We start from the raw sequence: 12953 nt of genomic DNA on the forward strand, positions 1-12953 counted from the left end.
CAAATGGTCACGAGACTCTACTTCCGACTGGATGAAACTTGGGGCGCAGGTCAGCCGGCCTCGCGGAGCCGCTCCGCGGCGAGCAGGGCGCTTGCCACCCTCGACATCCCGCCCCTTTTCCTTCATATTCCGGCGCGCTTACTGACAAAATTGAAGGCAGCGGGAAGCGGCCCGGGTGAGCGCCGTTGACGTAGCGGCTGGAGGGGCTTAGGCCTTTTCAACCTCGTCATGACCCGGCCCTCCCTTGGTGGCTAATCCGCCAAGGGCGGATAAAGGCGGGTCATCCACGTCTTTCTTCCGGCCTTCTGGCAAAGACGTGGATGGCCCGCATGAAGCGGGCCATGACGGACAAGTTCAGAATCTCGCAGACACAATTAGAGCCCGACCCAAAAGGAGCGCGCCCATGCCGAGCTACAAGGCCCCCGTGGAAGACTTCATGTTCCTGTTCCACGAGCTTCTCGAAATCGACAAGCGCGGCGAGGTGCCGGGCTTTGGCGACCTGACGCCCGACATGACGCAGGCGATCCTCGAAGGCGGCGCGAAATTCTGCGAGGAGGTTCTGCAGCCGCTGAACCAGGTGGGCGACGAACACGGATGCGTGCTGGAAAACGGCGTCGTGCGCACGCCGCCCGGATTTAAAGAGGCCTTCCAGAAATATTGCGAGGACGGCTGGAACCGTCTCGGCGCGCCGGAAGCGGCCGGCGGCGCGGGGCTGCCCTCCGTCATCACCTTCGCCTTCACCGAAATGGGCATGTCGGCGAACCAGGCCTTCTCGATGTATCCGGGGCTCACGACGGCGGCTTACTCGGCGCTCTGGGCGACGGGCGAGCCCTGGATGAAGGAACATGTCGCCAAGAAGATGATCTCCGGCGAATGGACCGGCACCATGTGCCTCACCGAGCCGCATTGCGGCACCGACCTGAAGCTGATGAAGACCAAAGCCGTGGAGCAGGAAGACGGCACCTACCGCCTCTCGGGCACGAAGATCTTCATCTCGGGCGGCGACCACGACATGACCGACAACATCATCCACATGGTGATCGCGAAAATTCCGGGCGAGGACGGCAAGCTCGCCAACGACCTCTCGACCGTGAACTTCTTCATGGTGCCGAAGATGCTGGTCGACAAGGAGACCGGCGAGATCATCGGCCGCAACGGCGTTTCCTGCGGCTCCATCGAAAAGAAGATGGGCATCAAGGGCAACGCGACGGCGGTGCTGAATTTCGACGAGGCCGTGGCCTACCGCCTCGGCGGCGCGCCGAAGGAAAAGAAGACCGAGACCGGCGAAGTGAAGAAGTCGAAATCGGCCGGCATGGCCGGCATGTTCGGCATGATGAACGGCGCGCGCATGGGCGTCGGCATTCAGGGCATCGCGATCGGCGAAGTGGCCTATCAGAACGGCGTCGCCTACGCGAACGAACGGCTCGCGGGCCGCGCGCTGACCGGCGCGAAGAACCCGGACGGCCCGGCGGACCCGATCATGGTGTTCCCGGATGTGCGCCGCCTGCTGCTCTCCTCGCGCAGCTTCGTGGAAGGCGCCCGCGCGCTCGCCATGTATGTCTCGATGCTCTTCTCGCTCCAGGTCTTCGGCAAGGACGAGAAGGAACGCGAGGAAGCCGCCGACATGGCGCAGCTCATGACGCCGGTCATCAAGGCCTTCTTCACCGACCGCGGCTTCCAGGCGGCGAACGATTCGATGCAGGTCTTCGGCGGGCACGGCTATGTGCGCGATCACGGCATGGAGCAGTTCGTGCGCGATGCGCGCATCAACCAGGTCTATGAGGGCGCGAACGGCATTCAGGCGCTCGACCTCGTCGCCCGCAAGATGACCGCGAAGGGCGGCCGCGCGACCATGACCTTCTTTGCGAAGGTGGAGGAATTCATCAAGGCGAACGAGAACGACGCCGAGATGAAGCCCTTCGTGGAACCGCTCCGCGCCGGCTACAAGCGCCTCGGCGAGGCGGCGGGCTGGCTGATGGAGAATGCGCCGAAGAATTACGACAATGCGGGCGCGGCCTCCTACGACATGCTGAACATCTTCGGCACGGTGGCGCTTGGCTGGATGTGGGCGCAGATGGCGAAAGTCTCGCTCGCCAAGATCAAGTCCGGCGAAGGCAACCAGGACTTCTACAAGCGCAAGCTGACGCTGGCGCGCTACTGGATGGAACGCGAAATGCCGCTGACAAGCGGCTGGCTCGAACGCGCCAAGCAAGGCGCGGACGGCTTCATGGAACTCGACGCGGCAGCCTTCTGAGGCTTCGTTCGACGAATTGCAGGAAGGGCGCTTCGCAAGAGGCGCCCTTTTTGTTTTTGCCCAATTCCCCTGCGTCAGATAGCTTTCGCGCCATCGAAAATCCATCAGGGGAAACGCAAGCATGAAAAATCTCTTCAGCGTCGAGGGCAAGACTGTCCTCGTCACCGGCGGCTCGCGCGGCATCGGCGAGATGATCGCGACCGGCTTCGTGGAAAACGGCGCGAAGGTCTATATCACCGCGCGCAAGGCGCAGGCCTGCAACGAGCTTGCGGAGGAACTGTCGAAGAAGGGCACCTGCATTTCGCTGCCCTTCGACCTCGGCACGATGGAGGGCATTCAGGGCATCGCGGCTGAACTCAGCAAGCGCGAGCCGAAGCTCGACGTGCTGATCAACAATGCGGGCGCGGCCTGGGGCGAGCCGATCGACGAGTACACGGAGAGCGGCTGGGACAAGGTGCAGAACATCAACCTGAAGGGCGTGTTCTTCCTGACGCAGAAGATGCTGCCGCTCTTGAGGAAATCGGCGAGCGCGGCAAACCCCGCCCGCGTGATCAACACGGCGAGCGTGAACGGCATCGAGCCGCCGGACCTCGAGACCTATGCCTATTCGTCCTCGAAGGCGGGCGTCATCATGCTGACGCGGCACCTCGCCAAGCGCCTCGCGCGCGAGCATATCCTCGTGAATGCGATTGCGCCCGGACCCTTCCCGAGCCAGATGATGAAGGCGACGCTCGAAACCTTCGGCGACGCGATCAAGGCGGGCAATCCGCTTGGCCGCATCGGCACGCCGGAAGACGCGGCGGGCGTTGCGATCTTCCTCGCCTCGCGGGCTTCGGCCTATACGACCGGCGCGACCATTCCGGTCGATGGCGGCTCGGCGGAGGTTTGATACCGTTTCGGCACTGCTACTTATAAAAACCTGTCACCCCCGGGCTTGACCCGGGGGTCCAGGGGCGACGGGTGAAGGCGGTTACCGAAACGCCGAAGAGTCTTTGTGAAGAAGGACGCCGCTCACGCGGCTACTGGATTGCCGGGTCAAGCCCGGCAATGACATTCATTTTTTGAAGCGAATGAAATAGCTCCGCACCTTCGTCCACCAACGGCGGAAGAAGCCCTCGCGCGGGGGCACGTCGAAGACCGGCGCTTCGGCATCCGGCGCGAGCGTCTCGGGCAGCGCCTCCGTGACGGCGGGCTCCTTGAAGGGACGCTCCGGCGCGGGACGCGGCACGGGGCGCCGCGGCCCCGTCGCGCGCTCCGCCGCCGCGACGATGGCATCCGCGATGACGGGCACGAGCGCAATCGGCATGTCGTGGCCCATGCCCTGCACGACGCGCATCTCGGCGCCGGGAATATTCGCCGCCGTGTCGAGCCCGCCTGCCACCGGCACCAGCGGATCGTCCTCGCCATGCACTACGGTGGCCGGCACGGCGATCCTGCGCAGCTTCGCGCGGCGGTCGCCATCGGCCATCACCGCCGCCATCTGCCGCATCACGCCCGCAGGATAATAGGCGCGCGAGGCATCGCGGATCACCCATTCGCGCAGCGTCTCGCGGTCGGTCGGGAAGCCGGGTGAGCCCAGCACCTCATAGGTCTTCACCCCGCGCGCGACGATCGCATGGGTGTCGTGGGCGGCGGGCGCGGGCGAGAGGAAGAGACTGTAGACGCGGGGCTTGGCGGGCGGCAGCAGCGGATTGCCCGAACTCGACATGATGGAGGTGAGGGAGAGCGTCCGGTCCGGGAAATCGAAGGCGACATGCTGCGCGATCATGCCGCCCATCGACGCGCCGACGATATGCGCGCGCGCAATGTCCAGCGCATCGAGCAGGCCGGCGGCATCCGCCGCCATGTCGGTGAGCGTGTAGGGCACGAAGGCGGACTTGCCTTGCATCAGCGCGAGCACCGCATCCGGCCAGACGAGCGCACGGTCGCGCTCCATGCGCGAGGAGAGACCGACATCGCGATTGTCGAAGCGGATGACGCGGTAGCCGCGCGAGACGAGCTCGCGGCACAGTTCGACGGGCCATTGGGTGAGCTGCGCGCCGAGCCCCATGATGAGGAGGATCGCTTCGTCCTTCTCGGAACCGAAGCTCTCATATTCGATCTCGATTCCGTTGGCACGGACCTTCGGCATGCGCTGGATGCTCCATTCAGGGCGCATCCTCCCCGAAAGAGTATGGGGATTCGCCAGGGCGGTGCCAAGGGCGGCGTCTCACTCTCGCATTGCAGTCCACCCTCCCCTTGGGGAGGGTCGAAATTCGTGCAGTGAAACGGAACGAATTTCGGGGCGGGGGCCGACCGGAACGCTGCTCCCCGCCCCGAGAAATTCTTCGCAAGCTCGAATTTCCCGACCCGCCCCAAAGGGGCGGGTGGGCTGCTAATTCAGAGACTCTGCTACTCCGCCGCCTGCTGCTTCAAGGCGTGGAGCGCCATGAGCATGCCATGCGCGACGCCCTCGGCCGAGGCCGGGTTCTGGCCCGTCACGACGCGGCCCTCGCGGCAGACATGGCGCTCGAAGGGCTTGCCGCCATCGAAACGCGCACCGAGACCGCGAAGCTGCGTTTCGAGCAGGAAGGGCACGATCCTGTCCTTCTCCGCCTTGCGTTCCTCCTCGTCGGTGAAGGAGTTGATGAGCCGGTCCTTCACGAATGGCGTGCCGTCGGAGAGCCGCGCGCCGAGAAGACCGGCAGGCCCGTGACAGACCGCGCCGACCACCCCGCCCTTCTCGTAGATTTCCGAGACGAGACGCGACAGCGCGTCATTGTCCGGCATGTCCCACATGCAGCCGTGACCGCCGGGAAGATAGACGGCATCGAAATCCTTCGCCGCGAGCTTCGCGACAGGCACCGTGTTGTTGAGCGCCTTGACGGCTTTCGGGTCTTTCAGGAAGCGGCGCACCGATTCCGGACGCTTCGCCTCGTCGTCGGGAAGGCTCGACGGGTCGGCCGGCGGCTCGCCGCCCTCGATGGAACCGAGCGTTATCTCCGCGCCGTCATCGGCGAAGACATACCAGGGTGTCGTGAGCTCCTCGTAATGGAAGCCCGTTTCCTTGCCGGTGTCGCCGAGCTTGCCATGGGAGGTGAGGACGATTGCAATGCGTGACTTCGCCATCTCTCGCTCTCCTTTCTCCAATATGGAAAGCGCCTCGCGGAAGCACTCCGCGAAACGCGAAAGCCCCCTTGAGGAGAGAGATAGGTTTTGCGAATGGCAGGAAAAGCCTTATGGAGCCGGCACGCTCATGTTTCGCATAATGCGGGAGCACACCACCCTCCCCATGTCATCCCGGCGCCAGTCCCGGCGAAAGCCGGGAACACCGGGATGACACCTGAGATGAACGGAGACGATGTCGAGATTACTCCGCCGCCTGCCGCGCTTCGGCGGCGCGGGCGTGGGTGACGATGAGTTTCACATATTGCGGGCAGAGCTCGGCGGGCAGGTCGTGCCCCATGCCTTCGATCAGCACGTGCTTCGCGCCGGGAACGCATTTCGCCGTGTCCTCGCCACCGGCGGGCGGGACGAGCGGGTCGGCATCCCCGTGAATGACGAGGAAGGGCACGCGCACCTTTTTCAGATCGTCCACGCGGCTGCCGTCGCCGACGATCGCGGCATATTGCCGGACGCCGCCTTCGGGGTAGTACATGTGGTCGTATTCGCGCGCGACGAGTTCATAAAGATCGTCTTCGGATTTCGGATAGGCCGAACTTTGATAGACGCGGCGGCCCTTCATGCGGTGACGGATGATGGCCTCGCGCTCTTCCGATTCCGGCTGCGCCTGCAGCGCCGTCATCGCCGCATCGGTCGCTCGCGGCAGGTCGGGATTGCCGGTGGTGGACATGATGGAGGTGACGGAGAGCAGACGCTCCGGGAAATGGATCGCCATGCGCTGCACGATCATGCCGCCCATGGAAATGCCCATGATGTGGGCGCGGGCAATGCCGAGCGCATCGAGGAGGCCGATGCCGTCCGCCGCCATGTCGGCAAGCGTATAGGGCATGTCGGGCGTCCGCCCTTCGCGCACGGCCGCGGCGACATCCGCCATCTTCGGCAGGCCGGTGAACTTCTCCGACTTGCCGACATCGCGATTGTCGTAGCGGATGACGCGGAAGCCTTCGGCCCGCAGGCCCTCCATCAACTCTTCCGGCCAGCTCATCATGGTGGAGGTATAGCCGTTGACGAAGAGAATGGGCGTGCCGTCCGCCGGTCCGCGATCCTCGTAATTGATCGTGATGCCATTTGCCTTCACGGTTTTCATGTTCACGCTCATGGACATCACTCCGCCGCTTTCGCCGCGGCAGCGCGCCGCGCCGCCGCTTCGATGGCATCGGCGAAGGTGCCGACCAGCGCGAGCGGGAAATCGTGGCCCATGCCCGGCACCTCGCGAAGCTCCGCACCCGGAATGCTCTTCGCCGTGTCGCGCCCGCCCTCGACGGGGACGAGCGGATCGTCGACGCCGTGCAACACGACGGTGGGGATCCGGACATTCTTCAGCTTCGCGCGGCGGTCGCCATTGGCGACGATGGCGGCCATCTGGCGCGCGACGCCGACGGGATAGAGCGAGCGGTTCACATCGCGCGTGACCCACTGGCGCAGCGTTTCCTCATCCGTGCGGTAGCCGGGGCTGCCGATCGTGTTCCAGGCGAGAATGCCGCGCTCGATGGCGGCGGGGATGTCGCCTTCGGGCGCCGGCGTCATCAGTACGGCCATGGCTTCGGGCTTGCCCTGCGGCACTTCCGGATTGCCGGTGGTGGACATGATGGAGGTGAGCGAGAGCGCGTGGCCTGGATGGTTCGCGGCGACGAGTTGCGCGATCATGCCGCCCATGGAGGCGCCCGCGATATGCGCGCGCTGAACGCCGAGCGCATCGAGGAGACCGACGGCGTCCTTCGCCATCTCGTCGAGCGCATAGGGCGCGGTGGCGGGCTGGCCCGTCATCAGCGCCGTGAAGATCGCCGTCATGTCCGGCATGCCGAGATCGTCGAACTTGTGGGAGAGGCCGACATCGCGATTGTCGTAGCGGATGACGCGGTAGCCGCGCGAGACGAGCTCGTCGCAAAGCTCGACCGGCCACATGGTGAGCTGCGCGCCAAGGCCCATGATGAGGAGGATCGTTTCGCGGTCCTCCGGGCCGAAGCTTTCATATTCGAGCGTGATGCCGTTCGCTTTTACCTGCGGCATGGATGGTCCTCCCTGATGACGATTTCGTGCGTTGTTTTGTCAAAAGCCTAGCAGCACTCTTGCGCGCGCCGCATCCCAAACGATACTAATGAAAAACATTAAAGGCCGGACGGGAGAAGCCGGCAAGCCCTTAGCCCGAGGAGACACCGGACCATGACGCTCGAATACGATCTCTTCTGGTCGTTCCGCTCGCCTTATTCCTATCTCGTGACGAAGCGCCTGATGGAATTCGAGCGCGACTACGACGTGAAGACGAATGTGCGGCCGGTCTATCCGATCGCCGTGCGCATTCCGGGCTTCTTCAAGCAGGTGAACCCGATGTGGCCGCCCTACCTGCTGAAGGACACGGTGCGGATCGCCGCAATGGAGGGCCTGCCTTACGCCTGGCCCTCGCCCGACCCCATCGTCATGGACATCAAGACGGGCGAAGTGCCCGCCGAACAGCCCTATATCCACCGGCTCACACGCGCGGGCGTGCTGGCGGCCGAGCGCGGCAAGGGCCTGCCTTTCCTCTATGAGGTCTCGAGCATCATCTTCGGCGGCGTGAAAAACTGGCACGAGAGAAGCCACCTGAAGGACGCCGCCGCGCGGGCGGGCCTCGACATGGCCGAACTCGACGCCACCGCCCTGAAGGAGAAGGACCGGCTCGAAGCCGTGATCGCGGAAAACGAGGCGGCGCAGAAGGCGTCTGGCCATTGGGGCGTGCCGCTGATGGTCTTCGAGGGCGAGCCCTTTTTCGGCCAGGACCGCTTCGGCCACCTCAAATGGCGGATGGAGCAGAAGGGGCTGGGGAAGCGGGGCTGACGCGGCGGCAAGCGCTGGACCCCAAGGGCCGCTCCGGATAGCCTCCGGGCTCACTCACAGAACCCGGACGGACCCCCCGAAATATGCAACGCGACCTCGAGAGAATGAGCGCCACCGACTACGACCTCGTGATCGTGGGGGGCGGGATCACCGGCGCGAGCACGGCCTGGGACGCGAGCTTGCGGGGGCTGAAGGTGGCGCTGCTGGAGAAGGACGACTTCGCCCATGCGACGACGTCGGGCTCCTCAAAGCTCGTGCATGGCGGGCTACGCTACCTCGTGAACGGCGAACTGAAGCTTGTGCGCGAATCGCTCCGTGAACGGCGCATCTGGGAAAATGTCGCGCCGCATATGGTGCATCCGCTCCCCTTCGTCATCCCGACCTATGGCTGGGGCATGAAGGGGCCGCTGGTGCTGGGGCTCGGGCTCGCGCTTTACGACCTCCTTTCCTTCGACCGCAACTGGCTCTCCGACGACGACAAGAAACTGCCGGGCTTCCGCCGCCTCTCCAAGGGCAAGGCGCTCGACCTCGTGCCCTCGCTGCGGCGCGAGGGGCTGACCGGCGCGATGATCTATTACGACTGCCAGATGTTCGCGCCCGAGCGGCTCTGCCTCGAATGCATCGAAGGCGCGGTCGAATATGGCGCCGATGTCGCAAATTATGCGGAAGTGACGGGCTTTACGACGGAAGCGGCCTTCGGGCGCGGCGTGAAGGTGACCGGCGTCACCGTCATGGACGAGGTGACGGGCGCGACGCATACGATCCGCGGACGCGTGGTGGTGAACGCCGCCGGCCCCTGGGCCGACAAGACGATGGCGATGGCCGACGAAACGCCGGCGCGCCGCCTCATCCGCTCCAAGGGCATCCACATCATCACGCGCGATCTCTCGGGCACGCATGCGCTGGCGATCCAGTCCGCCATTGGCGGGCATTTCTTCGTCATTCCCTGGCGCGGCTACACGATCATCGGCACGACCGACACCGTGTTCGAGGACGACCCGGACGAGCTTGGCGTGACGGAGAAGGACATCGAGGATTTCCTGCGCGTCGTGAATGACGGGTTGCCGGGCCTGCATCTGAAACGCGAGGACGTGATCCATTTCTATGCGGGCATCCGCCCCCTCGTCGACACGACGCCGCAGGAAGTGCCGGGCGTCGAGCAGGGCGAGAGCGCAAAGGAAGCCGAGAAAAAGGACAGCTACAATGCGAGCCGCGCGGCGGAGGTCTACGACCATGCGCCGGAAGACGCGATCGACGGTTTGATCTCGGCCATCGGCGGCAAGTGGACGACATCGCGCCACCTCGCCGAACAGGTGGTGGACCTCGCGCTGAAGAAGCTCGGGAAGAGCGCGAAATGCGAGACGCAATGCACGCCGGTCTATGGCGGCGACATGGCGCGGCTGAAGACCTATGTGGAGCGCGCGCAGAAGCGGCACGCTCATCTCGCGCCCGACATCGTGGAAAATCTGGTGAACTTCTATGGCAGCCGCATCGACGAGGTGCTGGCGACCGCGGATGAGCGGCAGGGCGAGCGCGATGTGCTGCTGAAACGGCTGGCGCCGGACAATCCGGTGATCGGCGTGCAGGTCGTCCATGCGGTGCGGCACGAAATGGCGCAACATCTCGACGACGTGATCTTTCGCCGCACGGGCCTCGGGACGCTCGGCCATCCGGGCGTTCCCGTGATCAAGCAGGTGGCCGAACTGATGGGCCGCGAACTTGGCTGGGACGAGACGGCGCTCGCAAACGAGATTTCCGGCACAGTGCGCCTGTTCGAGACGATACCAGGGCGCTAGATCGTTTCCGCTGAAACGACCTAGCCTCTTTGATTTACGCAATTCCGGACGGAAAACCGCCATCTCCTTTTCAAGGAGGCACTTTTCCTGGAATTGCTTTGAGGAGGAGGAGCCGATGAGCGGGGGGATGCCGCATGTTGCCGCGATCGTGAACCCGCGTTCGGGAGGCGGCCGGACGGGCCGCGCCTGGCGCGTGATCTCGGAGACGATCGAAAGGGAACTGGGCCCGGTGCGCGCGCATTTCACGGGCGGCCCCTCGACACCCCATTATCTGCCAGCCGCCGAACTGACGCGCGACGCGCTGCGGGCCGGTGCGCAGCTCGTGATCGCGGTGGGCGGCGACGGCACCATCGACGAGGTGGTGAACGGATTTTTCGAGAACGGCATGGCGATCAACCCGGAGGCGCATCTCGCGGTTCTGAATGCGGGCACGGGCGGCGACTTCCGCCGCACCTTCGACTTGCCGGAGGACGCAGCCGAAGGCGTGACACGCATCACCGCCGGCACGACGCGCCGGATCGACATCGGCAAACTCTCCTTCATCGCCGAAGACGGGCAGGAAACCACGCGCTACTTCAACAATATCGCGAGCTTCGGCCTGTCCGGTGAAACGGTGCGCGCGGTGAACGAGGCGACCTGGCAAAAATCGTTCGGCGGCAACTTCACCTTCACCTGGGCAACGCTGATGACGGCATGGCGGCACAAGCCGCGGCCTGTGAAGATCGAAACGGACGAAGGCTTCGAGACGGTGGCGAATATCGGCCTGACCGCAGTGGCGAACGGACGCTATTTCGGCAGTGGGCTCAAGATGGCGCCGGACGCGGAGCCCGATGACGGATTGTTCGACGTCGTCATCATGCGCGACCTGAAATTCATGGACCTGCTGACGGGAAGCGGAAACCTGCGCGAAGGCACGCATGTGAACGGGCCGAAGGTGCAGGTGGTCCGCGCGAGGACGGTGACGGCGACGCCGCTCGGCCCGGAGCCTGTGCTCATCGACGTGGACGGCGAAGGGCCGGGACGGCTTCCCGCGCGCTTCGAGATGATGCCCGGCGCGCTGACGCTGAGGTGTTGAGGTGTACAAGATACAATGCTGCATTCCTTTATCGTCATGACCCGCTTTATGCGGGTCATCCACGTCTTTGCAGTTGTTCATCAAGGAAGACGTGGATGTCCCGGACAAGCCGGGCCATGACGAATTAAGTTTAGGCGAGACGAACAAAGGGCGCTGAAACATGACCATCGACCGCACCACCCTGCGCTGGAACGGCTGGGGACCTGTGAAGCAGGAAAATCCGCTGCCGGCGGACGCGCCGCAATGGGCATGGATCGAGGAGGCGCTCGGCGTCTCGCGCCTGCCCTCGACGCCGGCCGTGGCGCTCCACGACATCCGCCTGCCGCATTGCCGCCTCTCCGACGATGTGCTCGGCAGGCTCAAGGGCATCGTGGGCGAGAACCAGCTCCGCACCGACGATTACGAGCGCGCCTTCCATGCGCGCGGCCGCAGCTACCACGATCTCCTCTATCTTCGCGCGGGCAAGCTCGACATGGCGCCGGACGCGGTCGCCTATCCGCGCAGCGCCGACGAGGTGCTCGCCATCGTGAAGCTCTGCGAGGAAGAAGATATCGCGCTCATTCCCTTCGGCGGCGGGTCGTCGGTGGTCGGCGGCGTCAATGCCGTGCCGAAATCGCTCGGCGGCGCGATCCTCACGCTCGACACGACATTACTCACGCGCGTGATCCAGATCGACAAGGTGTCGATGACGGCGCGCATCGAGGCGGGCATCTACGGCCCCGCGCTCGAAGAGCAGTTGCAGAACCACGGCGTGACGCTCGGCCACTATCCGCAGAGCTTCCCCTGGTCGACGCTTGGCGGCTGGATCGCCGCGCGCGGCGCGGGCCAGCAGTCGAACCGCTATGGCAAGGCGGAGAAGTGGCTCGTCTCGGCGAAGCTCGCGACGCCGAAGGGCTTCTGGACGACGGAGGCGACGCCGGCATCTGCCGCCGGGCCGAACCTCAACCAGCTCGTCGCGGGCTCGGAAGGCACGCTCGGCGTCATCGTGGAAGCGACGGTGAAGATCCACGACCTGCCGGAGCGCAAGGACTATCGCGGCTATCTCTTCAAGACCTTCGCGCAAGGCATCGAAGCGGCGCGGCGCATCAACCATGCGGAAATTCCCGTGGCGATGGTGCGGCTTTCGGATTCGCCGGAGACCTTTTTTTTCCAGGCGCTCTCCTCGTCGGGATCGGGCGGCCTGAAATCCAAGCTCCAGCGCATGTACCTCAAGATGAAGGGCTTCAACGACGCGCCCTGCCTCATGCTGATCGGGCATGAGGGCGAGAAGGAGACGGTTGTCTGGGCGCAGGAGCAGACGGAAGCGGTCTGCAAGCGGCTCGGCGCGCTGGCGCTCGGCACCGGGCCCGGCAAGCGCTGGTATCACGGCCGCTTCAACGGACCCGCCGTGCGCGACCCGATGATGGACCGCGGGCTGGGCGTCGAGACGCTCGAAACCTCGACGCGCTGGTCGAATATCGCGAACCTGCACGACAAGGTCGTGAGCGCGATCACCGATGCGATTGCCGCCAATGTGCCGGAGCAGAATGCGCGCGGGATCGTGATGGCGCATGTGAGCCATTCCTATCCCGACGGCGCGAGCCTCTATTTCACGTTCGTCTTTCCGCGCCAGCTCGACCGCGAGGTCGAACAGTGGCAGGCGATCAAGCGCGCGGCGTCCGACACGATCGAGATGAATGGCGGCACGATCAGCCATCATCACGGCGTCGGCGCGGATCACGTTCCCTGGCTCGGCGAGGAGAAGGGCGAGATCGGCATGTCGATCCTCAAGGCGACGAAGCGCGAGATGGACCCGAAGGGCGTGATGAATCCGGGGAAATTGCTGGGTTAGGGCTTTCGCTCAAGCGGAATC

Annotated in this window: 10 protein-coding genes; 6 read left to right on the forward strand and 4 right to left on the reverse strand. The window is 64.7% G+C overall.

Annotated elements, in window-relative coordinates; translation table 11 throughout:
- Positions 1-403: 403 nt before the first annotated feature.
- Together ACKUUH_RS03840 and ACKUUH_RS03845 are read left to right on the forward strand one after the other, a co-directional pair.
- Positions 404-2254, forward strand: a complete 1851-nt coding sequence (locus ACKUUH_RS03840; RefSeq protein ID WP_407948540.1) for an acyl-CoA dehydrogenase C-terminal domain-containing protein — start codon at positions 404-406, stop codon at positions 2252-2254.
- A 121-nt stretch (positions 2255-2375) separates the two neighbouring features.
- Entirely contained in the window at positions 2376-3143 is a 768-nt protein-coding gene (locus tag ACKUUH_RS03845; RefSeq protein WP_407948541.1) for an SDR family oxidoreductase, read from the forward strand.
- Between the two features lie 165 nt (positions 3144-3308).
- Here ACKUUH_RS03845 and ACKUUH_RS03850 read toward each other — a convergent pair whose 3' ends face one another.
- The 4 genes from ACKUUH_RS03850 to ACKUUH_RS03865 form a co-directional block, all read right to left on the reverse strand.
- Positions 3309-4385 carry an alpha/beta fold hydrolase gene (locus ACKUUH_RS03850; protein ID WP_407948542.1) on the reverse strand — a complete coding sequence of 359 codons (1077 nt, stop codon included), beginning with the start codon at positions 4383-4385 and terminating at the stop codon, positions 3309-3311.
- A gap of 260 nt (positions 4386-4645) precedes the next feature.
- Positions 4646-5362 (reverse strand): type 1 glutamine amidotransferase domain-containing protein, encoded by a 717-nt coding sequence (locus ACKUUH_RS03855; protein WP_407948543.1) that lies wholly within the window; start codon positions 5360-5362, stop codon positions 4646-4648.
- Between the two features lie 241 nt (positions 5363-5603).
- Positions 5604-6515: an alpha/beta fold hydrolase gene (locus tag ACKUUH_RS03860; protein WP_407948544.1), complete on the reverse strand. Its 912-nt coding sequence runs from the start codon at positions 6513-6515 to the stop codon at positions 5604-5606.
- Positions 6516-6520: 5 nt separating this feature from the next.
- Positions 6521-7426 (reverse strand): alpha/beta fold hydrolase, encoded by a 906-nt coding sequence (locus ACKUUH_RS03865; protein ID WP_407948545.1) that lies wholly within the window; start codon positions 7424-7426, stop codon positions 6521-6523.
- A 153-nt stretch (positions 7427-7579) separates the two neighbouring features.
- Here ACKUUH_RS03865 and ACKUUH_RS03870 point away from each other — a divergent pair, with 153 nt between their 5' ends.
- The 4 genes from ACKUUH_RS03870 to ACKUUH_RS03885 all read left to right on the forward strand — a co-directional run bounded on the left by ACKUUH_RS03870 (position 7580) and on the right by ACKUUH_RS03885 (position 12932).
- Positions 7580-8230, forward strand: coding sequence for a 2-hydroxychromene-2-carboxylate isomerase (locus tag ACKUUH_RS03870; protein WP_407948546.1), 651 nt, complete (start codon positions 7580-7582; stop codon positions 8228-8230).
- Between the two features lie 104 nt (positions 8231-8334).
- On the forward strand, positions 8335-10026 hold the full coding sequence (locus ACKUUH_RS03875) for an FAD-dependent oxidoreductase (protein WP_407948547.1): 1692 nt from the start codon (positions 8335-8337) through the stop codon (positions 10024-10026).
- 115 nt (positions 10027-10141) lie between these two features.
- Complete coding sequence (locus tag ACKUUH_RS03880) at positions 10142-11101, forward strand: diacylglycerol/lipid kinase family protein (protein WP_407948548.1); 960 nt, start codon at positions 10142-10144, stop codon at positions 11099-11101.
- A gap of 160 nt (positions 11102-11261) precedes the next feature.
- The gene (locus tag ACKUUH_RS03885) at positions 11262-12932 is read left to right on the forward strand and encodes an FAD-binding oxidoreductase (protein ID WP_407948549.1); all 1671 of its coding nucleotides are present in this window, start codon (positions 11262-11264) and stop codon (positions 12930-12932) included.
- Positions 12933-12953 lie beyond the last annotated feature (21 nt).

Source organism: Parvibaculum sp., from assembly GCF_045863935.1.
Taxonomy (GTDB): Bacteria; Pseudomonadota; Alphaproteobacteria; order Parvibaculales; family Parvibaculaceae; genus Parvibaculum.

What these genes read in the sequence shown, in the direction of transcription:
- ACKUUH_RS03840 (WP_407948540.1), top strand. Translation starts at nt 404, where the DNA reads ATGCCGAGCTACAAGGCCCCCGTGGAAGACTTCATGTTCCTGTTCCAC.
- ACKUUH_RS03885 (WP_407948549.1), top strand. Translation starts at nt 11,262, where the DNA reads ATGACCATCGACCGCACCACCCTGCGCTGGAACGGCTGGGGACCTGTG.
- ACKUUH_RS03865 (WP_407948545.1), bottom strand. Translation starts at nt 7,426, where the DNA reads ATGCCGCAGGTAAAAGCGAACGGCATCACGCTCGAATATGAAAGCTTC.
- ACKUUH_RS03855 (WP_407948543.1), bottom strand. Translation starts at nt 5,362, where the DNA reads ATGGCGAAGTCACGCATTGCAATCGTCCTCACCTCCCATGGCAAGCTC.
- ACKUUH_RS03875 (WP_407948547.1), top strand. Translation starts at nt 8,335, where the DNA reads ATGAGCGCCACCGACTACGACCTCGTGATCGTGGGGGGCGGGATCACC.
- ACKUUH_RS03845 (WP_407948541.1), top strand. Translation starts at nt 2,376, where the DNA reads ATGAAAAATCTCTTCAGCGTCGAGGGCAAGACTGTCCTCGTCACCGGC.
- ACKUUH_RS03850 (WP_407948542.1), bottom strand. Translation starts at nt 4,385, where the DNA reads ATGCCGAAGGTCCGTGCCAACGGAATCGAGATCGAATATGAGAGCTTC.
- ACKUUH_RS03860 (WP_407948544.1), bottom strand. Translation starts at nt 6,515, where the DNA reads ATGAGCGTGAACATGAAAACCGTGAAGGCAAATGGCATCACGATCAAT.
- ACKUUH_RS03870 (WP_407948546.1), top strand. Translation starts at nt 7,580, where the DNA reads ATGACGCTCGAATACGATCTCTTCTGGTCGTTCCGCTCGCCTTATTCC.
- ACKUUH_RS03880 (WP_407948548.1), top strand. Translation starts at nt 10,142, where the DNA reads ATGAGCGGGGGGATGCCGCATGTTGCCGCGATCGTGAACCCGCGTTCG.